The organism is Coprobacillus sp., from assembly GCF_984815275.1.
Genome location: NZ_CFJNYH010000010.1, coordinates 1 through 26811, shown reverse-complemented (window position 1 = coordinate 26811; position 26811 = coordinate 1). Strand labels below are relative to the sequence as shown.

24 protein-coding genes, 1 other RNA gene and 2 riboswitches are annotated in these 26811 nt (G+C 29.6%); of the genes, 21 read left to right on the top strand and 4 right to left on the bottom strand.

From position 1 onward, the window contains the following. The gene (locus AC5M21_RS05260) at positions 1 to 789 is read left to right on the top strand and encodes a Cof-type HAD-IIB family hydrolase (RefSeq protein WP_117769113.1); all 789 of its coding nucleotides are present in this window, start codon (positions 1 to 3) and stop codon (positions 787 to 789) included. A gap of 55 nt (positions 790 to 844) precedes the next feature. On the opposite strand, the gene AC5M21_RS05255 is transcribed toward AC5M21_RS05260, so the two are convergent. Next, positions 845 to 1591: a MurR/RpiR family transcriptional regulator gene (locus tag AC5M21_RS05255; RefSeq protein WP_017144020.1), complete on the bottom strand. Its 747-nt coding sequence runs from the start codon at positions 1589 to 1591 to the stop codon at positions 845 to 847. 75 nt (positions 1592 to 1666) lie between these two features. Next, a complete protein-coding gene (locus AC5M21_RS05250) occupies positions 1667 to 2896 on the bottom strand; it encodes a neutral/alkaline non-lysosomal ceramidase N-terminal domain-containing protein (RefSeq protein ID WP_008789074.1) in 1230 nt (409 codons plus the stop codon). A gap of 159 nt (positions 2897 to 3055) precedes the next feature. On the opposite strand from AC5M21_RS05250, the gene AC5M21_RS05245 reads away from it, so the two are divergent. The 7 genes from AC5M21_RS05245 (at position 3056) to AC5M21_RS05215 (ending at position 8971) form a co-directional block, all read left to right on the top strand. Further along, the gene (locus tag AC5M21_RS05245; protein WP_008789075.1) at positions 3056 to 4393 is read left to right on the top strand and encodes a PTS sugar transporter subunit IIC; all 1338 of its coding nucleotides are present in this window, start codon (positions 3056 to 3058) and stop codon (positions 4391 to 4393) included. Further along, on the top strand, positions 4383 to 5135 hold the full coding sequence (locus AC5M21_RS05240) for a carbohydrate deacetylase (RefSeq protein ID WP_017144021.1): 753 nt from the start codon (positions 4383 to 4385) through the stop codon (positions 5133 to 5135). Before AC5M21_RS05245 ends, AC5M21_RS05240 begins: the two co-directional genes overlap by 11 nt. Next, entirely contained in the window at positions 5113 to 6462 is a 1350-nt protein-coding gene (locus tag AC5M21_RS05235; RefSeq protein WP_008789077.1) for an acyclic terpene utilization AtuA family protein, read from the top strand. Before AC5M21_RS05240 ends, AC5M21_RS05235 begins: the two co-directional genes overlap by 23 nt. Before the next feature lie 3 nt (positions 6463 to 6465). Further along, the gene (locus tag AC5M21_RS05230; RefSeq protein WP_008789078.1) at positions 6466 to 6765 is read left to right on the top strand and encodes an AtuA-related protein; all 300 of its coding nucleotides are present in this window, start codon (positions 6466 to 6468) and stop codon (positions 6763 to 6765) included. Between the two features lie 2 nt (positions 6766 to 6767). Next, the gene (locus AC5M21_RS05225; protein WP_008789079.1) at positions 6768 to 7700 is read left to right on the top strand and encodes a 3-hydroxyacyl-CoA dehydrogenase family protein; all 933 of its coding nucleotides are present in this window, start codon (positions 6768 to 6770) and stop codon (positions 7698 to 7700) included. 174 nt (positions 7701 to 7874) lie between these two features. After that, positions 7875 to 8270, top strand: a complete 396-nt coding sequence (locus tag AC5M21_RS05220) for a hypothetical protein (protein ID WP_017144022.1) — start codon at positions 7875 to 7877, stop codon at positions 8268 to 8270. Further along, a complete protein-coding gene (locus tag AC5M21_RS05215; RefSeq protein WP_008789081.1) occupies positions 8267 to 8971 on the top strand; it encodes a DNA/RNA non-specific endonuclease in 705 nt (234 codons plus the stop codon). The genes AC5M21_RS05220 and AC5M21_RS05215 overlap by 4 nt, the downstream gene beginning before the upstream one ends. A gap of 33 nt (positions 8972 to 9004) precedes the next feature. On the opposite strand, the gene AC5M21_RS05210 is transcribed toward AC5M21_RS05215, so the two are convergent. After that, positions 9005 to 10156 (bottom strand): DUF871 domain-containing protein, encoded by a 1152-nt coding sequence (locus tag AC5M21_RS05210; protein WP_008789082.1) that lies wholly within the window; start codon positions 10154 to 10156, stop codon positions 9005 to 9007. A 123-nt stretch (positions 10157 to 10279) separates the two neighbouring features. Between AC5M21_RS05210 and AC5M21_RS05205 the strand changes: the two genes are divergently transcribed. From AC5M21_RS05205 to ssrA, 9 genes are all read left to right on the top strand, one after another. Continuing rightward, entirely contained in the window at positions 10280 to 11980 is a 1701-nt protein-coding gene (locus AC5M21_RS05205; RefSeq protein WP_008789083.1) for an MraY family glycosyltransferase, read from the top strand. 55 nt (positions 11981 to 12035) lie between these two features. Next, positions 12036 to 12109, top strand: a riboswitch (Fluoride riboswitch). 47 nt (positions 12110 to 12156) lie between these two features. After that, the gene (locus tag AC5M21_RS05200) at positions 12157 to 13338 is read left to right on the top strand and encodes a cation:proton antiporter (RefSeq protein ID WP_054688779.1); all 1182 of its coding nucleotides are present in this window, start codon (positions 12157 to 12159) and stop codon (positions 13336 to 13338) included. Between the two features lie 58 nt (positions 13339 to 13396). Further along, positions 13397 to 13577, top strand: a riboswitch (cobalamin riboswitch). Positions 13578 to 13663: 86 nt separating this feature from the next. Continuing rightward, positions 13664 to 15754, top strand: a complete 2091-nt coding sequence (locus tag AC5M21_RS05195; protein ID WP_117769114.1) for a prenyltransferase/squalene oxidase repeat-containing protein — start codon at positions 13664 to 13666, stop codon at positions 15752 to 15754. A gap of 2 nt (positions 15755 to 15756) precedes the next feature. Beyond that, complete coding sequence (locus AC5M21_RS05190) at positions 15757 to 16365, top strand: DUF4430 domain-containing protein (protein ID WP_054325215.1); 609 nt, start codon at positions 15757 to 15759, stop codon at positions 16363 to 16365. After that, the gene (locus AC5M21_RS05185; protein ID WP_008789087.1) at positions 16349 to 16873 is read left to right on the top strand and encodes a hypothetical protein; all 525 of its coding nucleotides are present in this window, start codon (positions 16349 to 16351) and stop codon (positions 16871 to 16873) included. The genes AC5M21_RS05190 and AC5M21_RS05185 overlap by 17 nt, the downstream gene beginning before the upstream one ends. Positions 16874 to 16985: 112 nt before the next feature. Further along, positions 16986 to 17207 (top strand): preprotein translocase subunit SecG, encoded by a 222-nt coding sequence (gene secG / locus AC5M21_RS05180; protein WP_008789088.1) that lies wholly within the window; start codon positions 16986 to 16988, stop codon positions 17205 to 17207. A gap of 65 nt (positions 17208 to 17272) precedes the next feature. Continuing rightward, positions 17273 to 19477 (top strand): ribonuclease R, encoded by a 2205-nt coding sequence (gene rnr, locus AC5M21_RS05175; protein ID WP_054325214.1) that lies wholly within the window; start codon positions 17273 to 17275, stop codon positions 19475 to 19477. A gap of 16 nt (positions 19478 to 19493) precedes the next feature. After that, entirely contained in the window at positions 19494 to 19940 is a 447-nt protein-coding gene (smpB, locus tag AC5M21_RS05170; RefSeq protein WP_054325213.1) for an SsrA-binding protein SmpB, read from the top strand. A gap of 1 nt (position 19941) precedes the next feature. Then, positions 19942 to 20293, top strand: a transfer-messenger RNA (tmRNA) gene (gene ssrA / locus AC5M21_RS05165). A gap of 107 nt (positions 20294 to 20400) precedes the next feature. Here ssrA and AC5M21_RS05160 read toward each other — a convergent pair. Beyond that, the gene (locus AC5M21_RS05160) at positions 20401 to 21540 is read right to left on the bottom strand and encodes an IS3 family transposase (RefSeq protein WP_117769115.1); all 1140 of its coding nucleotides are present in this window, start codon (positions 21538 to 21540) and stop codon (positions 20401 to 20403) included. A 189-nt stretch (positions 21541 to 21729) separates the two neighbouring features. Between AC5M21_RS05160 and AC5M21_RS05155 the strand changes: the two genes are divergently transcribed. From AC5M21_RS05155 to AC5M21_RS05140, 4 genes are all read left to right on the top strand, one after another. Then, positions 21730 to 23916 (top strand): AAA family ATPase, encoded by a 2187-nt coding sequence (locus AC5M21_RS05155; RefSeq protein WP_282767593.1) that lies wholly within the window; start codon positions 21730 to 21732, stop codon positions 23914 to 23916. Positions 23917 to 24098: 182 nt separating this feature from the next. After that, on the top strand, positions 24099 to 25283 hold the full coding sequence (locus AC5M21_RS05150; protein WP_493531475.1) for a recombinase family protein: 1185 nt from the start codon (positions 24099 to 24101) through the stop codon (positions 25281 to 25283). 57 nt (positions 25284 to 25340) lie between these two features. Further along, on the top strand, positions 25341 to 25886 hold the full coding sequence (locus AC5M21_RS05145) for an ATP-binding protein (RefSeq protein ID WP_117769118.1): 546 nt from the start codon (positions 25341 to 25343) through the stop codon (positions 25884 to 25886). A gap of 2 nt (positions 25887 to 25888) precedes the next feature. Next, on the top strand, positions 25889 to 26811 hold a 923-nt coding region (locus AC5M21_RS05140), incomplete at its 3' end, for a GNAT family N-acetyltransferase (protein ID WP_493531474.1).

Below are 26811 nucleotides of genomic sequence, written 5' to 3'. Positions count from 1 at the left end.
ATGGAAAAGAAGATTATATTTTTTGATGTAGATGGAACTTTATACACAAATGAATTAGGTGGGATTACAGATAATGTTAAAAAAGCTATTGCTGCTACAAGGGCATTAGGACATTTGTGCTTTGTTGCGAGTGGTAGACCATATGGATATATTGCAGATAATGTGAAAGACATTGGATTTGATGGATATGTTCTTGCTAATGGGGCAAATATTAAATATCAGAATCATGATTTAGAAAAAAGATTTCTTAACTATAAAGATGTCAAAGAATTATGTCAAAAGCTTAAAGAAAAGAATATTGAATATGTCTTACAAACATCAACAGTTTGCTGTCTAGATAGAAATTCTCAATGTTTATTAGATTTTTATAAAAAATGTAATATAGATTTTGAGAACTTTTGTTTTGATTATGATGAAGAGGAAATTATGCATAAAACTGTTAAAATAGAAGTTTGGGTAAAAGATCAAGAAGAATTAGATTTTGCTATATCTTGTTATGGGGCATTTCAATATGAATTGCATCCTGATAATCATAGTATGGAAATTTATGCAAAAAATGTATCGAAGGCAACTGGGATTTTAGATGTTTTAAGATTATTAAACATTGATATCAAAGATAGTTACTGTTTTGGAGATGGACCAAATGATGTAGAAATGTTTGAAACAGTAGGACACGCAATTGCAATGGGAAATGCTATTGATATTATAAAAGAAAGAGCAGAAAGCATTTGTTTAACTGTTCACGAAGATGGTGTTGCTCATAAATTAAAAGAGTTATTTGATTTATAACTATGAAATATATAAACAAAAAAAGGGTTATAATGAGTTAATCATTATAATCCTTTTAAATAAGTTTTGCTATTTGAGAAGTTAACAAGTCAACATAAACAAAAAAAACAATTTGATTTTCTAAATATTGATCAAAGTTTTGATTAGATGATGAAGGTAACCAAATATAATAATCACTTATTTTCTTGACAAAAAGTTTATCATGCATAGTGATAAAAGCAAGTTGGAATTGGTTTTTTTCTTTTTTTTCTTTAATATTATTAAATGTAGATAATCCATTTCCTCTATTTGTAAAAACAACGACAAGATCATTCTTATTAGCAATTTGATCAATATCATGAAACTCATCTGTTGCTAAAAAAATAACCTTTTTATGTATTTTAAATAAATTATATTGTAGCATCTTCGCAGGTAAAGAACTTTTGTGGGAGCCAGTGACAATAATTGTATCTGCATGAATAATACTTTTAGCAAATCGTTCCATCATTTCATTATCAATATTTTCATTTAAAATATTTAATAAACGACAATAAGAATCAATAGTAGAAAGATTATTGTTTTGTTCTTGTCTACCTTGTTTTTCTGATCTAAAAACATCAAATTTAAATTCATTAAAACCATCATAACCAATTTTTTGACAAAAACGTGTTATTGTAGACTGTGAAACCTGATAATCTTTAGCTAGAGAAGTTATTGATCCACGTAAAATAAGATCAGGATTTTTTTGTAATATATTATAGACAATCATCTCTTTTTTTGTGAATGTATCTTTTTTTAGTTCAATCTTTTCAAAAGGGTTCATAATATCACTCCATTCCCTTATATTATAAACATAAACCTCATTCAATGAAAGAACAATTTGAATGAGGTTTACGAATTAAGCATTAATTAACTGATTTGTTTCATTGATAATACTTTGAATAAAAGTATCAGCATTTCCCTTGTTTAATCTAGAAATATATGTTTCAAAATATTTCCCATAGTCTTCTTCACAAACAAAATAATTAGAATAGTTTTCACAATAACCAATTAAGATAACAAGATAATCAGAAAAAGCATCCTGAATTCTTTTTCCTAAAATCGCTGTAATATCACCAGGTAAAGATATAAAAATAACTTTACCCATAATAACAATATTAGATTTTAAAGATAATGTCATAGGACTCATTTTAACCTTTAGCAATAGACTCTTTAATAATGTTTCAGCCATAAATGCATCTTGAGAATCGGGGTGCTCCTGAATTGTTTTTTGAAGTTCTGATATTTTCATTTGAGTAAATTCATGAGTCCTCCCATCAAAAGTATATTCCTGAACAATATGTGAAGATTGAATTTGAGTCATAGGATAATAAATTTCATTAAGATTATTGAATTGATCTATTATTTCATGAGAAACCCGTGTTAGTTCTGCTTCACCAGAAAGTTGACGGTAAAAACGAGTTGATACATCTCCACAACAGCCATTAATAATCATACATTCATGCTGATACTTTTCTTGATAGAGTAAGCGAATTGCACCAATTAAATCAGCGGATAATTTTAAATTTGTTCCATTAAGAATAGTTGGGTGACAAGCCATTGATAAGAGTGTAAAGAATGGTAGAGTTTCATTGTTTTTGATAAAATGAATTGCAATGACATCCTTATTTGAATAGCCATTCATTTCATTCCTATTTCCATACAACCCTTTAATTGTTGTTTTTTCTAGTTGATAAGTTGCATCTTCTAATGATGTCATAGCTTGATTTATACTATCAATAAATTGAATGATTAGAGATTGCTGAAGTTCTTCTTCAATTTCAACATTTTCAAAGAAAGGCTTAAAATAAGCGGGTGCAGAATGGGTATGAATGCAACCAATAATAATCTGATCTTGAGAGATGTTATACTTTTCACTTATTGCATTTTTTACTGGAATAATCACACTATTCTCCATAATAATAGAATCAAGAATAGAGAGAATAAAGAATTGATTTTGAATAGATATCACTAATGTATTGATTTCTATAGGATCAAGAATGCCTGTTGATTTTTTCTGGCGTCCATATCCAGCCATATGGACAGCACCAGTAGGTGTAATTTTATATTTATGATAACCAATTTTCATAGTAAGTACCTCCAAATAAAGTATAGCATATTTTAATATAAAATGAAAGAATATTCAAAATATAAATATTTTTCTTGCATAACCATTCATAAAATGATATGCTATTTATGTCAAATGAAACCGGTTAACAAAAATGACATATGATAAGGGAGGAAACTTATGGAAACAACAAATAAGGGGTTTATGGCTAAATTCCAAGAATTATTAGAAAAATATGTTGTACCAGTTGCAACAAAGATATCACAACAAAAACATTTAGCATCAGTTCGTGATGGATTAACTGTTTTGGTTCCCGTTACAATTATTGGAGGGTTTGCTATTCTTTTGGCTCAACCACCTATTAATGCAACAATGCAACCAACAAACTTCTTTTTCTCATTTTTATGTATGTGGCGTGATTGGGCAGCAGCAAATGCTGGCACATTACTGACTCCATATTATTTAACTATTGGAGCAATTTCTATTTATGTCGTTTTAGGTGTTTCATATCAATTATGTAAAACATATAAAATGGATGCTATTTCAAATGTTATCTCTGCTTTGCTAGTTTTCTTATGTATTTCAGGGGTACCACAGGCATTTGCATCTGGAGAGACAAGTGTCACAGCAATTCCATTAACAAATTTAGGTGCTTCAGGAATGTTTACAGCTATTGTTATTGCATTAGCCGTTATTGAAATTAATCACTTATTTATTAAGAAAAATTTAGTTATTAAATTACCATCTTCAGTACCACCTAATGTGGCTGCACCATTTAATGTATTGATTCCAGGAATCTTTAATTTGATTTTCTTTATGGTTTTAAACATTTTGTGTACTTCAGCATTTGGAACTGGTATTCCTGGATTGATCTATGCAGCATTCCAACCATTAATTTCAGCAACAGGATCATTACCATCAATTTTATTAATCAATGTTTTAATGACAACATTTTGGTTCTTTGGTATTCATGGTGGGAATATGGTTGGTATTGTGACAACACCACTAACAACTTTAGGATTAACTTTAAATGCAGAAGCTTATGCTGCTGGTAAAGAATTACCTAGTATTTTTGCAGGAGCAGTTAATAGTGTTTATGGTGGATGGATATCATATTTTGCAGTTGTTATTGTTGTTATTGTTTTCTGCAAATCTTCACAAGCAAAGTCAATTGGTAAAATTGCATCTGTTCCAGCATTCTTTAATATTAATGAACCTTTAATCTTTGGATTACCAACAGTTTTAAATCCATTTACACTCATTACATTCTTAATTTGTAATAATTTAAATTTTGCAATTGTTTATTTTTTAATGGATAGTGGCTTTTTAGGAAAATTCTTTGTGACATTGCCTTTTACAGTACCAGGACCACTTCAAGCATGGTTGGCATCTATGGATCCTAAGTCTATACTTGTTTGGTTAGCGTTATTGATTTTAGATATTATTATTGCTTTACCGTTCATTAAAGCATATGATAAACAGTTATTAGCAAATGAGGAGGTAAAGAGTGCTGATTAACAGTGCTCTTTTCTCTTATATGAAAGTGATTATAAATGCAGATGATTTTGGTTATACAAAGGCAGTAACTGAAGGTATTATCGAAGGATATCATAGAGGAATTATTCGTTCAACAACAGCTTTATGCAATATGGAATATGTTGAATATGGTAAAAAATTATTAAAAGATTGTCCTAATCTAGCTGTCGGTGTTCATCTGACACTAACACTAGGAAAGTCTCTCACACAAAATCAGACACTTACTGATGAATTTGGGTATTTCTATAAGCCAGAAATGCTGCAAGAACATATGTTTGATCCTCAGGAAGTCTATCTTGAATTTAAAGCACAGATAGAAAAATATATTGAAATATTTGGGCGTAAGCCAAGTCACTTAGATAGTCATCATGGTATGCATGATTTTCATGATAATTATCTTGCAACAGAAAGATTAGCCAAAGAATATCATTTACCTGTGAGAAGATATAGTGATTATTTATTTGTTAAAGAATTTGTGAATGAAAAGATATCAGTTGAGGGATTGATTGATATATTAGAAAAATATAAGAATAAAAATATTGAAATTATGACTCATCCAGGAAATTGTGATTTAGAATTATATGAAAAAAGTTCTTATTCTCTCAATCGAGTTGTAGAATTATCAATTTTATGTCATCAAGATATAAAAGATTATATTAAGGAAAACAAAATAGTAGTTACAAACTACTTAGGAGAATCATATGAAGAAAATACGTATAGGTAGTGGAGCTGGGTATGCTGGCGATAGGATTGAGCCGGCTATTGATTTAATTGAACAAGGGCAGTTAGATTATATTATTTTTGAATGTCTTGCTGAAAGAACAATCTCACTAGCTCAAAAAGCAAAACAAAGTCATCCAGCGTTAGGATATAATGAATTATTTGAATATCGATTTGAAAAAATATTAGATGCATTAAAAGAACATAAAGTTAAAGTTGTTACGAATATGGGGGCTGCTAATCCAGCGGCTGCAGCAAGAAAATGTGCAAAAATGGCTAAAGAGAAAAATTTAACACATATTAAGATTGCTTATGTTGAAGGTGATGATATTAGTTGCCAATTGCAGAATTATATGGATTATCAGGTTATGGAAACAGGACAACCTCTTATGGCTATTGATGGAGATATCTTATCTGCTAATGGATATATTGGAATCAAAGGGATAGTAGAGGCTCTAGAAAATAATGCTGATATTATTATTACGGGAAGAGTTGCTGATCCTTCATTAGCATTAGGACCGTTGGTCTATGAATTTGGTTGGGCAATGGATGATTATGATAAATTAGGTAAAGGAACATGGATTGGTCATTTATTAGAATGTGCAGGACAAGTGACAGGAGGGTATTACGCAGATCCTGGTTATAAAGATGTTCCAGAATTGTGGAATCTTGGTTTTCCAATTATAGAAGTAGATGAAACTGGAGATGGTATTGTAACGAAATTACCTCATACTGGTGGTATAGTGACAACTGAAACAGTGAAGGAACAAACATTATATGAAATTCAAGATCCAGTTCAATATTTTACACCTGATGTCATTGCTGATTTTTCACATGTAAAAGTAGAACAACTAGAAAAAGATATTGTTAAGATATCTGGAGCAACCGGACATGCACCTAATGGCTATTACAAAACAAGTGTAGGTTATCATGATTGTTACATTGGTGAAGGCCAGATAAGTTATGGGGGATGCAATGCGCTTGCAAAAGCGCAACTTGCAAAAGAGGTTCTAAAACATCGCTTTGAAATGATTGGATTTAATGCAGATGAAATCAGATATGATTATATTGGTCTGAATTCATTATATCAAGATCATATTTCAAATCAATTGTTACAGGGAGTGTCATTTGAATTAAGATTAAGAGTGGCAGCACGTGTAAAAGATTATGCTCAGGCTCAGATTGTTGGTAATGAGGTAGAAGCATTGTATACAAATGGACCATCTGGTGGTGGTGGCGCAACTAAAAATATAAAAGATATTATTAGTATTGCATCTATTTTGGTTCCAACAGATCATTTTGAGATTACTGTTGGATATTTGGAGGTTTAGAATATGTTACTTAAAGAGATTGCTCATTCAAGAACCGGAGATAAAGGAAATATATCAGTTATTTCTGTTATTGCTTATCAGCAAGAGGATTATAAGCTTATTAAAGAAAAAGTCACTGTAGAAAAATTAAAGGATTATTTTAAAGATATTGTTCATGGAAAAATAACTAGATATGAAATAGAGAGTATTGGAGCTTTAAATTTTGTTATGGAAGATGCCTTAGGTGGTGGAGTAACAAGATCATTAGCTATTGATATGCACGGAAAAACTCTTGGAAGTGCATTATTAGAAATGAAGATTTAAAGATGAACATACAAGAAATTGTGATTGCAGGAGCAGGAACAATGGGATATTCTATGGCTCAAATTTTTGCAAAATATCATTATAGTGTTATTATTTATGATCTCAATGAAGAAGCACTATCAAATGCAAAAAAACATATCCAAGATAATGTTTCTATATTACTTAATGAACAAGAATTGACTAGTCAGCAATCACAGGATTTGTTCAATCATTTATCCTATACAACAAATAAAGATTGTTTTAAAGAATGTGATTTAGTTGTTGAAAGCATTATTGAAGATCTTAAAATAAAAAAATCATTTTATCAAGATATCTCTCAATTTGTTAAAGATGAATGTATTCTAGCAACAAATACATCAGGAATTTCTATTAATGAATTAGCAAGTGCTGTATATAAGCCAGAAAGATTTATTGGAATGCATTGGTTTAATCCGTGTCATTTGGTGCTATTAATTGAAATTATTAAAGGAAAAGAAACTCATGATTCAATTGCCGATGCTATTTATCAATTAAGTCTTTCAATTGATAAAAAGCCAGTTATTGTCAACAAAGATGTTTTAGGCTTTGCTGCCAATAGGATTCAATTTGCAGTATTAAGAGAAGCACTGTATCTTGTTGAACAAGGAGTTATATCAAAAGAAGGAATAGATGATGTGATGAAATATGGCCTTGGTTTTAGATATGCCTGTTTAGGCCCATTAGAAGTTGCAGATTTTGGAGGATTAGATACTTTCTATCATATTAGTGATTATTTAATGAAAGATTTATGTGATAGCCACGAAATTCCTTCAGAGTTAAAAGAACACTATATGAAACATGAATATGGTGTTAAATGCCAACAGGGATTCTATGATTATCATAATGGAAAAGATGTTGAAGCCATAAAGCAAAGAGATGAAAATTTAATTAAAATATTTCATGCTTTATATAGATAGTTAAGATATCATAATTGTATTGACTATTTTCCTTCCTTTTTTAGGATTTTGAAATCAGCAATCATTATCCAAATATAAATACAATAATATGATATTTTATCTAAAGAAAGATATTTGACTTTTAGTTGAATATCTTTTTATCATATAATAAAATAAATGTTGGGAAGTGAAATCATGAAAATTATTGCATGTGTAGATAATGATATGGGTTTAATGTTTCATCAAAGAAGGCAAACACAAGATCGTATTGTTAGAGAGAATATAAAAGCATTAAAAGAAAGAATCTATATGAATGAATATTCTTATCAATTATATAAAGATACTTTAGATGATGTGATTGTTGATAATGATTTTATAAAACATGGAGAAAATCATTATTGTTTGATTGAGAATGTCAGTGTTAAGGATTGTGATATTGATGAAATGATATTATATAGATGGAATACGATTTATCCGTGTGATTATTATTTAGATATTGATTTATCAAAATTCCAATTGGTTAAACAGGAAATGTTTAAGGGATCATCCCATGAAGTTACAAAAGAGATTTATCGAAAGGAAAAAGGATGAAAAAGAAAGATAAAAAAAGATTAATTCAATTAGTTATTGCAGGATTGATTGTCATAGGTGGATATATTACAACAGAATATTGGAGTGATGATTTTCATTCTCCAATGAAGATAGAAAGTGATGATATTGAAACCTATAGTGGTAAGCCATATGTTGTTGTCAATGACAATGAACCTTATTTTACAAAAGATGATCTTACAACAAAATCTTTTGAAAGATATAGTGAATTAGATGAATTAGGAAGATGTGGTGTGGCTTATGCAAATGTATCTGAAAAGACGATGCCAATAGAAAAAAGAGGTTCTATTGGACAGGTAAAACCGAGTGGCTGGCAAACAATAAAATATGATTTTATAGATGGAAAATATTTGTATAATCGATGTCATCTGATTGGTTATCAGCTGACTGGTGAAAATGCTAATGAAAAGAATTTAATTACAGGAACAAGATATATGAACACCGAAGGAATGTTACCTTTTGAAAATCAGATTGCTGATTATGTGAAAGAGACAGGCAATCATGTTTTGTATCGTGTGACACCTATATATGAAGATGATAATTTAGTCGCAGATGGTGTTTTAATGGAAGCAATGTCAGTTGAAGATCAAGGGTTAGATATTGAATTTAATGTTTTTGTCTATAATGTACAGCCTGGCGTTACAATTAACTATAAAAATGGTGAAAGTCATATTACAAAATAGGTCTGAGATTTTTATCTCAGACCTATATATTTTCTATTTTAAAATTTTAAAATGATGTCCTGGTTTAATGAAATCTAATAGCATTAACTCTTCAGGTTTAATAGTCGCAACTAAATTACGTTCACCATCATTTGGAATTTCTGTAAGTACGATTTCTAGTTCACCACGATAATGAGCTAGGTTATCATTAACAATCAAGACGTCTCCACGTGTAAAGACTTTTTTACCTGGATCTCTATAAGGAATTGATTGTGATTCAATATTTTTATCAGTTGCAGTTGCAACTGATGCATCTTGAATACTCTTTTGTTCTTTAAACCAAACTCTTGGCATAGAAGAACGTAACATAAATGAAGAATGATCATAACGATCCCAATGTGGTGCATAATCAAACATAATCATTTTTTCATTATCTGAAATACCTTCAGCTTCATCTACTTTCATTTCAATTGCTTGAAGATTAACTTTAGATAAAGCTTCTAATTCTTCATCACTTGCTGGATAATTTCCAATAAGAATATCATCAACATCGCCAGTTGCTAATAGATAACGAGCTTGTAAATCAATTGGTAAACCTCTCATAATTTCAACTGTTGGTAATCCACAGAAAACTTGCCAAGGTCCAATTGTATTTTCATTATTTGATGAAACAAATGCAGCAGTGTGTAAATTTAATTCTTTCCAATAACTGTTATACTCCATAAATAAGTCAAAATCCATACCAGTATAACGTTCTGGGAAGAAGTTATGACACATAGTCATTTGGTCTTTGTTTCCACCCTTATTAATTAAAAGTTCAACACCCATATCCATACTTGCATTAAATTCAATTTTAATACCATATGGATTACGTGTTAATTGAATATCTCCTTGTGTCCCAAAGTTTCCATCCATTCTAATAATATCAAGTCCTAAATCATAAAAAGGTTTTAAGTTATCAGGAGTTGCTCCAATTAAAGTAAAAACTTCAGGATTTGTATCAGCAGCAACTTCAAATCCTAATTCATGAGCTTTATCCATGAATTCTTTAAATTCAACCAAATATGTTTCCCTTTGATCTTCAGGAATAGATAAAAAACAAGTGAAAATTCTGCTATATCCCAATTGAGCAGCTTTTTCTAAATATGTGTATACCTCATCACGTGGTGTTTTATCTGGGTATACAGAAATACCTAATTTATGCATTTTCGTTTTCCTCCTTGTGCAACCACATTATAGCATTTTTACTTGAAATATTTAAGCGTAAAAAAGATTTTCTATAAATTTCTTTCATTTTGTACTATAATACATAGAGAAAGGAGCAATGATATGAGTTTAGAAATTTGTTTATCATTTATTATGACTTTTATTGTCAGTCTTATACTAGTACCATTTGTCAGCAAAATATCAAAACAACTTGGTATCATTGCTCATACAAATAAACGTACTATTCATAAAGGAACAATAGCAAGAACAGGAGGTTATGCTATTTATGCCAGTTTCTTAATTGGAACTATGATATTCTTAAAAACAGATACTCAAATTAATGCAATTCTTATTGGTGGTTTTATTATATTTTTAACTGGATTTTATGATGATATTCATGACTTATCACCTAAACTTAAAATGTTGGGACAAATTGTTGCAGCACTGGTTGTTATTATTTATGGTGATATTTCATTAAAGGGAGCAATTATACCTTTTCTCCCATCAAATATATCACATGTGATTGCTATTATAGTCACAATTGGATGGATTGTTGGGATAAGTAACGCAGTTAATCTGATTGATGGATTAGATGGTTTATGTGGTGGTATTTCAATTATAGTTCTTGTGACAATCTCATTAACCTCTTTGACTTATGGTCGTACAGATATCTCATCATTATCTCTATTATTAGCAGGAGCTATTGGTGGTTTCTTAGTCTATAATTTTCATCCTGCCTCTGTATTTCTAGGTGACTGTGGAGCCTTATTTATAGGATTTATGATTGCAGTTATTTCATTGTTAGGTTTTGGGTATAAAAGTTCATCTTTCTTTACATTAGGAGCTCCTATTGTTGTATTAATGGTTCCTATTATGGATACAATTATAGCAATTATTAGGAGAAAGGTTCATCATAAAAGTTTTAGTGAAGCAGATAAGAATCATTTACATCATAAATTAATGTTCTCTTTAGAATTAGGTCAAACAAAAAGTGTTTTGATTTTATATACTGTGACAATTCTTTTCTCATTATGCTCATATATATATTTATATGATAAGATTGCTGCCACAATCCTCTTTTTAACATTAATGTTATTCTTTGAAGTCTTTGTTGAAGCAACAAATATGATTGATCGTAAATACAAACCAGTATTAACAATCATGAATATCTTTATAAAGAGTGAGTATTTGCCATCCATTAAAGATACAAAACCATATCGTCGTATTGTTGAAAAAGCTAAAAAGAAATACGCTGTAGTCTTTCTGATAGTGGTTGCTATTGTTTTTTCATTAGTATTCTTTATTAATAAAGATAATACTCCTAAAACAAATAAACCTGAACAAACGATCGAATACAAAGAAGTTGCTCATGAAACCCCTTTAATGAGTAATATATATAATCAGTTAAAAACTGCAGTCAGTAGAAATAAAAAAGAAGATATTAGACAATTGGTTGCTGCATATTTTATAACAGATTATTTTACACTCTCTAATAAGGTAGTGAATCAAATTGGTGGAATTGATTATTTTTATACGGATAAGAAAGATGATTTTACTGCTTATGCAAAAGCTGCATATTATAAGAATGTAAATACTTTGATTACAAACAAAACAAATACACAAGAAGTCATTAAATATAGTATTATTTCTAATGAACCTTCAAATGTTGCTTTATCAGGTCTTGAAGATTATAGTTATTATGATATAAAAATAACTGTATATTTTGAAGAACTGAATTCTATTTTGAATGTTGAAGAGTATACAACAACAGTGACTCTCATTGAAAAAGATCAAAAATTTAGTGTGGTTGTTATGGAGGAATAAATGATGATTTTATTCCTTTTTTCTATATTGACAAAAGCATATAAAGACCTTTATACTATAGCAAGGGAATGAATGTCTCCCTTAGTTTAAGAACTAAAACCGCTACATGCTGATGACTTCTGCATTTTTTTAATGTGGAAATCATCAGTTTTTTTGTATGATAAAGGAGGAAATTTATGTTATTAAGTATTGCTTATATATTATTATTAGGAATGTTTACAGGCTGGATTTGTAAAAAACTGAAATTACCAAGTCTACTAGGAATGATTTTAACTGGAATGATTTTAGGACCATATGTGTTGAATCTGATAGATAATTCTATTTTAAATATATCATCAGATTTAAGAAGAATTGCATTAATTATTATTCTTATGAGAGCAGGTTTATCCTTAGATCTCAATGATTTTAAAAAAGTAGGACGTCCAGCCATATTCATGTGTTTTGTTCCAGCATGTTTTGAAATGATAGGAATGGTTATACTTGCACCTCAGTTATTAGGAATTTCAGTCATTGATGCAGCAATTATGGGAGCGGTTGTTGGTGCTGTTTCACCAGCAGTTATTGTTCCGAAAATGCTTAAGTTAATGGAAGAAGATTATGGAACTCAAAAGAGTATACCACAATTAATCTTGGCAGGAGCTTCAGTTGATGATGTTTTTGTGATTGTTATGTTTTCAGCCTTTACAGGCTTAGCACAAGGAAATTCAGTATCTATACAAAGTTTTATTAATATTCCAATCTCAATTCTATTAGGTATAATTATTGGCTGTGTTATAGGTTTTATTTTGGCTAAATTCTTTGAGAAAATAAATGTTCGAGATACTGCGAAAGTGATTATTTTGCTATGTCTAGGCTTTGTTCTTGTTTCATTAGAGGATAATTTTTCTTCTGTTATTCCTTTTTCAGCATTAATTTCTATTATGGGAATGGGGATTGCTTTGCAAAAAAAGCGAGAAACTATGGCTATAAGATTATCTATCAAGTTTAATAAATTATGGGTTGCTGCAGAAATCATTCTTTTTGTTCTCGTTGGAGTGACTGTCGATATTTCCTATGCTTTGTCTGCAGGAATAACTGCTGTTATCTTAATTTTAGGTGTATTGCTTTTTAGGATGATTGGAGTTTTGATATGTCTTATAAAAACAGACTTAAACGTAAAGGAAAGATTGTTTTGTGTAATAGGTTATACTCCTAAAGCAACAGTTCAAGCTGCAATTGGTGGAGTTCCACTGGCTATGGGATTGTCTTGTGGTCATATCGTTTTGACAGTTGCTGTTTTAGCTATTTTAATCACTGCGCCTTTAGGTGCCTTTATGATAGATAAGTCATATAAAAAGTTATTAACTAAGAAAGAATGAGTTATTTTGCGTTCTTTTTCTTTATTAAATAAGAGGGATATTATATAATGAGCACGTAAAAGTTTATAAATTTGTTGGTTATCATATAAACAATATGAGATTAAATTGGAATCAGGTGGAAAACCTGAGCTGTCCCGCAGCCGTAAGAGGGAGTTAATGCAAGCATGTCACTGGGAAACTGGGAAGACGCAAAGACGTAGAACTTGAGCCGGAATACAAGCCAACATCTAAGAATACACTTTACGGAGTATAAAGTAGTTCTAGAATGACCTAGGACGAGTGCGTCCTATTTTTTAGTCTAGACCTATTTATTAGGGAGGAAGACATGAAAAAAGTATTATTAGTTATATCAACGTTTTTATTTGTATTAAGCAGTACATTAACTTTTACATATGCGGCTAATACAAAATCAGAGGCTTATCTCAAGCTTAAGAATTATTATCAGCAAAGTCATGTATTAACAACACCAGAAGAAATTATGGCTGTTGAGGCACTTGGATTAGAAGTAGAAGATTATTTTTCAATTCTTGATTTAAAAAATCAAGATTTTAAAAAATTAAAATTCTCTGATTTATCAAAAAGTATTATTGCTATGTCAGTAAGTGGCATTGACCCAAGAGATGTTAATGGAATAAATGTCGTAGAGACTTTAGAAACTTACATACAAGATGATGGCTCTTTAGAAAATGCAGGTTGGGTAATTGATGGGTATACATTGCCATGGGTTGTGTGGGCATTATATATTGTTGAATCATCACATCTAGAAAAAGTTTGTGATTATCTTGTTTCACAACAAGCAAGTGATGGAGGTTTTGGTGGCTATGGATATACAGATGTTGACACAACAGGACAAGTTATTCAAGCCCTATGTTTAGTTAATAAGAACAAATACGAAAGTGTTATACAGCATGCAATACAATTTATGAAGTCATTGCAGCAAGATGATAGTGGATATAAGGCATATCAATATGGAAGTGGAAACCCTGATACTCAGGCATCAGCAATTTTAGGCTTACTTGCATATGATGAGACAGGTCTTAAAGGCATGAAATATAGTGTGAATGGAAATCATCCATATGATTATCTATTAGATTATCAAGCAAGTGATGGAAGTTTTTCAAAAAGTTCATTTAATGCCAGAACAACAGCTACAGCAGCATTAACAATTGGTAGTTATATGAATGGTGATTTTTTTAAACATGCAAAACAAGAATATGAAGAGCTTGTTGAAAAAAATAATCAAGAGAATATGAAAAGAAGAAAACAAAGTTATCAATCTCTTTATTCATCTTATAAAAATAAGGATACTATAGATGATTATTATGATTATATATCTATTGAAGCTTTAGGATTGAATATAAAAGACTTTCAAACTTTGGATTTAGAATCTATGAAATACGAAGAATTATATGAATCTGAATTGGCTCAAATCATTTTAAGTTTGTTAGCAGAAAATAAAAATCCAAGAAATGTCAATGGAAAAGACTTGGTTGCACTTTTAGAATCATATGTGCAAAATGATGGCACAATTTCAAAGAAAACGCCTATTACTGCTAATTTTCAAGTTTGGTGTGTCTATGCTTTATATGCAGTCAATTCAGAGAAATTAGATATTGCTGCAGATCAACTTGCATTAATGCAAAATCAAGATGGAGCATTTGGATATCCTGGTTTTGAGGATTTAGATACAACAGGGTGGGTAGTTGATGCTTTATCGTTGGTCAATAAAACAAAATATCAATCAGTTTTACAAAAGTCAATTCAGTATTTTCAATCACAACAGCAATCAAATGGTACATTTGGAATAGAGAAAAATGATTGGGATGTTTTTCCAAATACAAATACGCAAGCAAATGTTTTATTGGGACTTATTAGTTATGATAAAAGAGGGTTAGACAATGGTATTTATCATAAGGATGTTGTTGATATCTTATTAAAGTTTCAAAATAGTGAAGGAACTTTTGGCTGGAATAATCAAATATATAATCAATTTGCAACTCAGCAGGCAGCTTGGACATTAGGAAATTATTATAATGGTAATGTTATGACAAAACTTAAACATACATATCTCAGTTTACAAGATTCGATTAAACCTGATGAGAAACCAAGTCAAGACATCCCAAAGCAAGAGGATAATGTGGAAAGTTCTTCATCAAAGAAACCAATTCAGAATTTGATTATAAAGTCTCCACAGATTAATAAACAAATATCAAATAATCATGAATTACTTGAAATAAATGATTTGTCAAAAACTCAAGACAATAGTCAACCATTGGAGAAAAAATATACTGTTGAAAACAAACAAGAAGTAAGTAATGAGAATCCATATTTTAAATATGGACTGATTGTTGCTGGTGGTGTCGTTGTTTTAGGAATGTTAAAAGTTGCTATATCAATATTTAGGAAGAAGGGCTAGCAATGAATAAAACAAAAAAGTATGTTATACAGTTTGTTGTATTGGGATTTATGCTGATTGGAATTATAACTTTATATAATATGAATGCTCAATCAACAAAAACATTAACTACTAGCAAAGAAATAACAGAATCAATTCCTCAAGATCAAGAAAAGATTGTTGAAAAAGAAAATCAGAGCGAAGATCAGTCTTCTCATGAACAAAAGCCTACTCAACCATCAACCACTAATAAGAGTTCTGTGGAAAATACTCATCAATCACAACAGAACCCACCATCAGATAATAAACAACAAAATGAATCTCAGACTGGTATAAATGTTTCAGTTGTTGGTGTTGATGGAACTATAGCAGCAGGAGTTATTGAATATAACAATCAAAATGCATTTGATGTATTAAAAACATTATGCACCAATAAAGGCATTTCTCTCAAAACGACTGGAGCGGGGATAACTGTATATGTCAAAGCAATTAGTGGTCTCTCAGAAAGAGATTATGGAGTTATGTCAGGATGGAAGTATAAAGTGAATGGAGAGTATCCTGGTGTTGGAGCTGGACAATATCAATTAAAAGTTAATGATAAGGTTGAATGGATTTATGACAAAGCTGAGTAAAGTTCAAGAGATTAGTTTAATTGGCATACTTGCAGCAGTTAATATAGCTTCAAGAATAGCACTTCAAGCACTTCCTAATTTTAAGCCTGTTACATCTATCATTATTATATCAGTAATGATTTTTGGCTTGGCTTTTGGTATTAAATTAACGATTGTAACAACTGTTGTCTCTAATGTTTTCTTAGGGATGGGAACGTGGACATTTTTTCAGATTTTTGCATGGATTATTATTTGTTTATTAACTGAGATTATAGTTGATTTTTATAAAAAAATAAAAACAGACCCTTCTCTTTTAGTGATGTCTATTTTTGCATTTTTTATGGGATACGTTTTTGGTTTTATTGTTTCATTAGAGCAGTTAATGATAGGAGGACCAGGTTTGTTTTTTGCTTATTATACAACAGGTATTTTATTTGATACATTTCATGCAGTAGGAAACTTGTGTTTCTATTTGGTATGTGCACCAATCTTAATGAAAATATTTATGAAGGAAATAAAAGTCTTTTAAAGTATTGTTCTCTTTAAGAAAACTTCAATAAAAATATATTGTATTTTTATAAGGCTTATGGTATCATAGCAATGCTAGTGTATAAAAAGTTTTAAGAAAAGGAGGTACTCAAATGATTTTAAATATATTATTAATGATTGTTTCAGTTGCTCTCATTATTGTATGCCTATTACAAAGTGGTAAATCTGATGGTATCGTCAATGCCTTAACAGGACAAAGTTCTAATCTTTTTGCTCAACAGAAAGAAAGAGGAGCTGATTTGGTACTTTCTAGAATGACAGTTGGACTTGCAGTTGCGTTCTTCGTGCTTGCAATTTTAATTAGAATGGGTTAAATCAATAGGGCACTATGTGTCCTATTTTTATTTGATTTGGGTAAACTAACTAAGGAGGTGAATTTATGAAAGAAGAAATTTTACAATTATTAGAAGATCAAACATATACAAGAAGAAAAATGGATGAATTAGCTGAACATTTTGGTATGACTTCTACAGAAGACTATATTACTTTTATTAAATTAATCAATAGTATGGAAGATGAAGGTCTTATTATGAGAAGTCGATTGAATGATTATTATTTAATTAATCAGTTACATTTTTATAGTGGTACAGTCCAAATGAATAAGAAAGGATTTGCTTTTGTCAAAGTAGATGAAGAAAGAGAATTCTATATTCATGAAAACAACATGAAAGATGCTTTTGATAAAGACACGGTATTAATTGAAAAAATACCTTCACATGGGAGTCGTGAAGAAGGTCGTGTTGTTCGTGTGATTAAGCGTGGACAAATGCGTTATGTTGGTGAAGTGAAAAGAGGTAAAAGGGATTGTTATGTAGATGTTGATGATGCAAAATTTAATCAACCAATATTCGTAGATTCTGCCCATCTTCATGGGGCAGTTCCAGGACATAAGGTTGTAGTGGAAATTAAAACATATAAGCCACAGATTAAAGGGAATATTGTTAAAGTTATTGGGCATCGTAATGATCCAGGAGTAGATATTTTATCTATTGTTCATGCTCATGATGTTGATATTGAGTTTCCAAAAGAAGTGTATGAACAGATTGAGGCAATTAATGATGAAATTGATCCCACAGATATTCAAAATCGTGTAGACTTAAGAAGTGAAATGATTGTAACTATTGATGGTGATGATGCTAAAGATTTAGATGATGCAATTTCGTTAAAGAAACTAGCTAATGGTCATTATCAGTTAGGTGTACATATTGCAGATGTTTCATACTATGTAACAGAGGGTTCGCCTTTAGATAAAGAAGCTGTTAAACGTGGAACTTCGATTTATTTGGTTGATAGAGTTATTCCAATGTTACCACATAAGTTATCTAATGGGATCTGTTCATTAAATCCAAATACTGATCGTTATACAATAAGTTGTATTATGGAGATTGATAACAATGGTGAAGTTGTGAATCATGATATACAACCAACAGTTATTCACTCTTCATATCGCATGACATATAATAATGTGAATAAGATTTTAGATGGTGATGTTCATGTTCAACAACAATATCAAGAGGTTGTTCCATTATTTTTCTTAATGCAGGAACTTGCACTACTATTAAGAAGCAAAAGGGATGAGCGTGGTGCCATTGATTTTGATGTTAATGAAGCTAAAGTGCTTGTTGATGATAAAGGGAAACCTATAGATATTGTTCCAAGAACTCGTGGCGCATCAGATAAAATCATTGAAGAGTTTATGCTACGTGCTAACGAAACTGTCGCTCAACATTTTAAATGGATGGATTTACCTTTTATTTATCGTGTTCATGAGCATCCTAAATTGAAGAAACTTCAACAGTTTGTTTCTATTGTTAAGCCATTAGGTTATACTATAAAAGGTTCATTGGAACATGTTTATCCTAATGAATTAAGTGCAATTGTTGATGCTTCTAAGGGAACAGAAGAACATACAATTATATCTACTTTATTGTTACGTTGTATGCAAAAAGCAAGATATGATAGACAATGTTTAGGACATTTTGGGTTAGCGGATGAGTATTATACACATTTTACATCACCAATCCGTCGTTATCCGGATTTATTGGTACATAGATGTATTAGAAACTTCTTATTTGATCAAAACTATGAAGCAACTGCCCATTTTGAAGAAGTTATACCTTTATTGGCTGAACAATCTTCTTTTAGAGAAAGAGAAGCTATTGATATTGAGCGTGAAGTGACTGATATGAAGATGGCTGAATACATGTCTTATCATATAGGTGAAGAATTTGAAGGAATGATTTCTTCTGTTACACAGTTTGGATTCTTTGTTGAATTACCAAATACAATAGATGGTTTGGTTCATATGACTGAATTGACTGATGATTATTATCATTATGATGAAAAGAATTTAATGCTAGTTGGAGAAATGACAGGAAAGACATACAAATTATCTGACAAAGTGAAAGTCAAAGTTATTTCTTGTAGTAAAAAAGACCGTACGATTGATTTTGAATTGGTAGGTCAGAAAGCTAGAATTAAAAAGAAGAAAACAATTCAGATAAACGACAAAAAAGTAAAGACAAATCCTAGAAAAAAGGGTAAAATAAATAAGTCAAAGAGATTTCCAAGAAAAAGAAGATAGAAAGGGGTTGATATGTATGAAAATCGTTGCACAAAATAAGAAAGCTTATCATGATTATTTTATATTAGATACTTATGAAGCTGGTATAGAATTACAAGGAACAGAAATTAAATCTATTCGTAAGGGAAGTGTAAATTTAAAAGATTCATTTATTCGTATTAGAAATGATGAAGCTTTTATTGATAACATGCATATCGCTCCTTATGAGCAAGGAAATCGTTTTAACCATGAACCACTTCGTCAAAGAAAACTCTTATTGCATAAAAAAGAAATTAAAAAATTGCAAAAAGAGCTTAAGGAAAATGGTTTAACGATTGTACCTACAAAGTTATATTTCAATACATCTAAACTGAAAGTAGAAATTGCTTTAGCAAGAGGTAAGAAATTATATGACAAACGTCAGGATCTTAAAGAAAAAGATTCTAAACGCGATATTGAAAAAGCATTGAAACATGCTTATTAATGGGGGCGTCTTGGATTCGACAGGGGTCAGTTTGAATGAAGTTGCAGCCGTGGGCACACGTTACATGCACAAAAAAATATCTGGAAACAGACAAACTAATTACGCTTTCGCTTAGTCGACATAGACGAGAAAGCTGCCATTATTTAGCGTGCCTATAGCTATTTAACTGGTAACATAACTCATAGGATAAGGATATAAGGAGTCTGGACTTATGTCATGAAAATTTACAGAATCGCTAAGTGAAGGACTGCTTGTGGATCGTAGCTTAGTTAAATTCATTCCACAAGATAAGCTGTAGACGCTTCATATGGGACGGCTTTTGGACGCGGGTTCGATTCCCGCCGCCTCCACCAAATGAGATACCAACGATATTTTGAACCTAAAAACTGGACAACTCAAAATATTGTTTTTTATTTGCCATTTTTTAAAAGGAGATTTTATTCTCCCCTTTTTTTGATTGTTAATCATGATTTGAAGCGTAATCTGACTCTACTTGTGCAGGTGTTTTGTACCCCAAAGTTTGATGTGGACGTCTATTATTATAAAAATCAATATAATATCCAACATGATATAGTAAATCTTCAAAGTTACTGATTTCTTCTACATATAGCTGTTCTCTTTTTAAACAAGAAAAAAAGGATTCAATGACTGCGTTATCATATGGAGTGCCGGGTTTTGAAAAGGATTGTTTTACTTTTATTAATTCAAGTTTTTTCCTAAAATCAAATTCAGTGAGTTGACAACCTTGATCACTGTGGAAAATCAGTTCTTCATAATAGGGCTGTCTTATTTCAATTGCTTGATCAAATGTATGTACCAAGAGTTCAGTTCTTAAATGGTTTGCGATAGAATAACTAATGACTTTTCTTGAGAACAAGTCGATAATAACACATATATAATATTTTTGCTCATAATCAACATTGAACTGTGAAAAATCACTAACCCATACTCTATTTGGATGTTCAGGATAAAAATCCCTTTTTAATAAATCTTTAAGGGCAGGATTTGAGCCTTTTCGTGGAATTGTAATTCTATTAGCTCGTTTTGTTCTGGTGCATTTGATATCTAATTCCTTCATTAATCTTGATACTCGCTTTTCACAACATAAATAGCCTTCATTTTTCATTAATGCAGATAACTTTTTAGCGCCAAGTTTTCCTTCTGTTAAGCTAAATAATTCTAGCAATTTTATTTTATATATTTCATCAGTTTGCTGGATTTGCGAAATTTCAACTTTTCTATAGAGATGATTTAAAAAAGTCCCTTTTTTTACATCCAGTGTTTTGCACAGGGAAGCATGAGTAAATTGCTTTTCTACCTTTTTCATAGCTTCTAACTTCTGTGATAATGGCATTGATTTTACACATTGTGTTGCATCATAAATTTTTATAGTTTGACGAAGAGATTCTACTTCTTTTCGAAGTAGATAAATTTCTCTTGCAGATATGTTGAAATTATCTACAGATTTAGGTGCATTATCACTTCTCCACTGATAAATAGAGCTTCTGCTTACACCATATTCTTTGGTCAAATTATCAATGGGTTCACCTCCTTCCAAACGCTTTAAAATTTCCAGTTTGATGTTTTCTTTAATTGACATAATTTTGTCCTCCTTTTTTAATAAAAAACCTCTAGTATTCTGTAATAATTAGAGATTTTAAAGTATATCACAAAAAAATGAGGATAAAACTTACTATAAACAAATAAAGAACTTTTACAAAATTGAACTAATATAAAAAGGCATTGCGTAATAAACAAAGCTTTTAGAATAATTAATTAATCTTGATCTTTGTCGCAAGATAATTCAAATAAAATAGTAATATTTGTAATTCAGCGTTATAATGTTTATATAAGAATAACTGTGGAGGAAATTATGGAGATTAAAGTAGAAAATTTAGGTGTTATTACTGAGGGTAAAATTGAACTAAAGAAAAATGTTGTAAATATTAAGTATGGAATCAATGGTTCAGGAAAAAGCACAATTTCTAAAGGTATTGAACTTTCTGTTAAAGGTGAAGATTTGAATAAATTGAGAACATATGGAAGTGAAATTGAACCTACTGTTTCTATCAGTGAAGATATTTCAAGTGTAATTGTATTTAATCAGGACTATGTAGATGATTATCTATTTAAAGATGATTTAGCAAATAATAGTTTTGAAATAATGATTAATACTGACGAATACAAATTTGGGAAAAAGAAAATAGATACTATGTTTGTGGACTTGATTGCTAGTATAAATAACACGAACACAAAAACAATCATTGAAGAATTAGAAGCATTAAAAATTAATGTACCTATCGAGAAAAAAAAGACAAAAGCAAACGGTATTCAATACATAATGAAAGGTACTTCTAAGTTTGTTAAAGCTAGAAAACTTGCTGATTTAGATGAATTATTGGATGAACAAGCAATGAAGTATAAAGAAAGATTGGAAAGCAATAATAATCATATGTGGTTAAAATGGTTTCAAGCTGGAAAAGATTTTATTGAAGAAAACCAAAAATGTCCTTTTTGTTTAAATGATTTACCGACAGATTTCATTGATACAAGTGAAAGTATTAAAAATTCAGTAAATGCAACGGGATTGAAACAAAATATCGAAATTAAAGAGGTAATATCTAAAACTGAAAAGTATATGACAGAAGAGAATATAGATATTATGAATTCGGTTATTAACAATAATGAGGATTTAAGCGAACAAGAGTTGAAAAAAATATATGAGATTATTACAGTGTGTGATATAGAATTAACTAAGTTGTGTAATTTAAGGTCAATTAATATATCAGGAGTAAAAAAGAAATATGAAAATAATACTTTGATTGATTTTTTAAAGAGTAATATTCTTAATCCAAACTTCTTTGAAAAATTATCTGATGAAGTAAAAGCGGATGTAGAAAATATAAATGAAGCTATAAGTAAAATTATGGCTAAATCAAAGGAATTAGAATCAATAACAAAAGATTTTTCTGATAAATTGAATTTATTAGTAAAAAGCAAAAAAGAATATATTAATAATTTTTTGAGTATATCAGGTATACCTTATTTAATTGATATTGTTGAAAGTGATGATGCTAAATTTAAAACTGTCCTAAACCCTTTAAATTCTAGTGAGTTAATAACACAAAAGAGTCTAAGTTTTGGTGAGAAAAACGCTATTTCATTAATGTTATTTTCACTTGAGGCAAGCAAAGACTATGATTTAATTATATTGGATGACCCAGTATCTTCATTTGACAACAATAAAAAGTTTGCTATTTTATATTATTTATTTACAAAAGAAGATGCAGTATTTGAAAATAAATCAATTTTGTTATTTACTCATGATTTTGATATAATTGTTGATTTCATTTATAAAGATGAGTTTAAAAAAGTAGAGAATAAATGCTATTTTGTTAAAAATACAGGTGGGAATTTAGTCGAAAAGAAAATTGCTAAGGATAGTGTAAGTTATACAATAAGACACTGGAGGAAAAACGCTGAAAAAGAAAGCTTACATCCATTATTAAGGATTGTTAATCTAAGAAAATACCTACAATATACTCAGCCTAGTGAAACTGAGGCAATAAATATTTTGTCTTCACTGGAGCACAATGATGTAAAACCTATGGAAAAGATAAGCGGTAAAAAGCAAGAAATAGCTAATAAAATCAAACTAGATAAAGGTATGATTTGCATAAAAGAAAGAATAAAAGATTTTGATTATGATACATATCTTTTACGCATTCAAAATAAGGATGAATTAAAAAAATTATATGACAGTACTGACTCGTCTATAAGTAAATTACAAATATTAAGAATGATAGTGAATCTTACAGGGAGAAAAGTTGAGAATCAAGTCTTTTGGGATTATTTAACTGAATATTATCATGTTGAAAATAACGAAATGACATCTTTAGATGAAAAGAAATTTGATGTGGTTCCTAATTATATTATGAAAATGTCAGATGAAATAATTGGCGAAATTTTCAAATAAAATTAGTGATTACTTAATTGGAGGGATAACTGTGATTTCTGGACATCCGTTCTGGCACAGTGCTCCAATAAATCTAATTTTGTGACTCACAATTGTGCGAGTCATTTTTATATAGGTGTTATAATTTGATACAACAAGAGTATTTGTTGTATCTTTTTTTGTTGGAATGTGAGGTGGTTATTATGAAGAAGAGAGTAGCAGCGTATTGTAGAATAAGTAGTAATTCCAAAGAACAACAAACAAGTGGAGATGCACAAGTAATGTATTATATTAATTTGCTTTATAATAATGATGATTATATAGTTATTGGAATTTTTTATGATGTTGGAAGTGGATTAAGAACAAAGAATAGAAAGAATTATTTAAAGTTAAAGAACATTATAGAAAATAATGGAATAGATATATTGTTTTGCAAATCATTAGCAAGAATTTCTAGAGATAGTTTAGAGTTAATTAAGTTTATTAGGTTGTTAATTGAAAATGATGTAGTAGTAAATGAAGGAGGGAAAATGATTTATGATCTTAAAGATAAAATGTTTAATTATGAGATATATGCAGTCATATATCAATGGGAATCTCAAATTAAGAGTGATGCAATTAAATGGGCATATAAAAGAGGATTTGAAAATGGGAGTGTATATATGACGAATTTATATGGATATAGTAGTAAAAATAATAATATTAAGATAATTGAATATCAAGCTAATATTGTTAAAGAGGCTTTTAGCCTTTACTTAGAAGGGATGTCTGAGTATGAAATAGCAAAAAGTTTTGAAAATAGAGGATATATAAATAAATCAGGAAAAACAAGTTGGTCTTATTTAAAAATAAGAGATATGTTGACCAATGAAAAGTATATAGGACAAACTATTGGTCCTAAAACATATTGCAAGGATATAATTACAGGGAAAAGATATGTAAATGATTGTTTTAATCAATACTTGCTTGAAGGAAGTCATCCACAAATTATTTCTAAAACAATATTTGATGAAGTTCAAAGAAAAATAAAAGACAATAAAACAAATGGTTATCGTAAAAGAAAAGATGAAACAGCTTTAGCAAGAAAAATTATTTGTGGTGAATGTGGTGCTTTTTATATAAGAAAGCCTTATTTGAATAGAGATAAAAGTGTACGAACTTATATGTGGAAATGCTCAAAAGCAAATAAAAAACAATGTGAAAAATCTATGTCCTTTCATGAAGCGTATATTATTGATAAAATTATAGAGTTTCTAAAAAATAAAAATTGTAAGGTAGTATATGAAGAAAAGAGTGTGAAGGATGAAAACATTAAATATTTAATTGATAAATATATAGAAAAAATTGAGATAAATGAGTCATCAATAATTATTTTTTTTAGAGGCTAAAATAATTGGAAAATGTTGATTTAAAAGATATAATTATAAACATAGAGGGGTGAGGGTATGGATAAAAAGATTATTTTTATTGCAGGAAGTTATGGTGTGGGGAAGACAACTATATGTAATCAATTAGCTAATATTTTAAAAATTCCTTCATATTCAGCAAGTGATTTAATTTCTAAACAGAATAAAGAATCATATGGTAAAAATAAATATGTGAAAGATAGTAACTTAAATCAAAATATTTTAGTAGAACAGGTTTCACAAATTAAAGATGAAATATTTATAGTAAATGGTCATTTTTGCTTAAAAGCACCAAATAATAATATCATTTTATTGGATAAGGATATTTTTAAACAATTATCCTTAGAGGCAATAGTATTAATTGAATCTAGCTCTGAATTAATATTGCAAAATCTATATAATAGAGATCAAAAAAAATATAATAATGAATTTATAGATAAACTACTTTTAAGCGAGAAAAACCAAGCTATTTATGTTTCTAAAACTTATAATGTTCCATTATATTTTTATAGAATGAAATATGATGGAGAAGATTTGAAAAAAATATTACTTATTTTTGATAATATACTTGAAGGGGTGAATTAGATATGGAGTATATTCTATTAGATACTAATATCTTAATATATCGAGAAGGGGAAAAGATTTTAGAACCAGATGTTCAATTACTTTCTAGATTACTTATGGATTCAATGGATTATAAATTATGTGTTCATCCAATGTCTATTGATGAGTTATCTAAGCATAAGGATGAACGTCAAAGACAAGTTATTTTATCTAAAGTAGGGATATATAAAAAATTAGAGGATATTCCAATTGTTACACAAGAGTTTATTACAAAATGTGAAAAAAATGGTAATGAGCATGAATACATAGATAATAATTTATTATATACAGTGTATAGAAACTGTGTTAGTTATTTAATAACGAATGATAAAGGAATTTTAAAAAAGTCAGAAAAGTTAGGTTTATCAGACAAAGTACTTACAATATCTAAGGCACTAAGCTTGTTATCAAATAAGTATGATTCTATTTTATTGAAAACACCAGCAATAATCAAAAAAGAATATCTATATAACATTGATAATGAAGATTCATTTTTCGATTCATTAAGACAGGATTATAAAGGGTTTAATGATTGGCTAACTAAAAAAAAGTTAAAACATGAAATTGCTAGAGTGACTTATAAGGATAATGGTAAACTAGGAGCGTTTTTAATGCTTAAAACAGAAGATGAAAAGGAAGACTATAGTAGCTTTGATACACCATTTCAAAAAGGAAAAAGAGTTAAGATATCTACATTCAAGGTTGAAGATAATGGGAAATCAATAGGTGAGGCTTTTATTAAGATTGCTATAGATTATGCTATAAGAAAAAATATTTATGAAGTATATGTTACTATTTTTGATAAACAAGATAGATTAATAAACTTATTTAAAGAGTATGGTTTTGATTTGTATACATATAAAGAGACTCAAAAACAAGATGGTACATTTGAAAAAGAGGGTGTTTA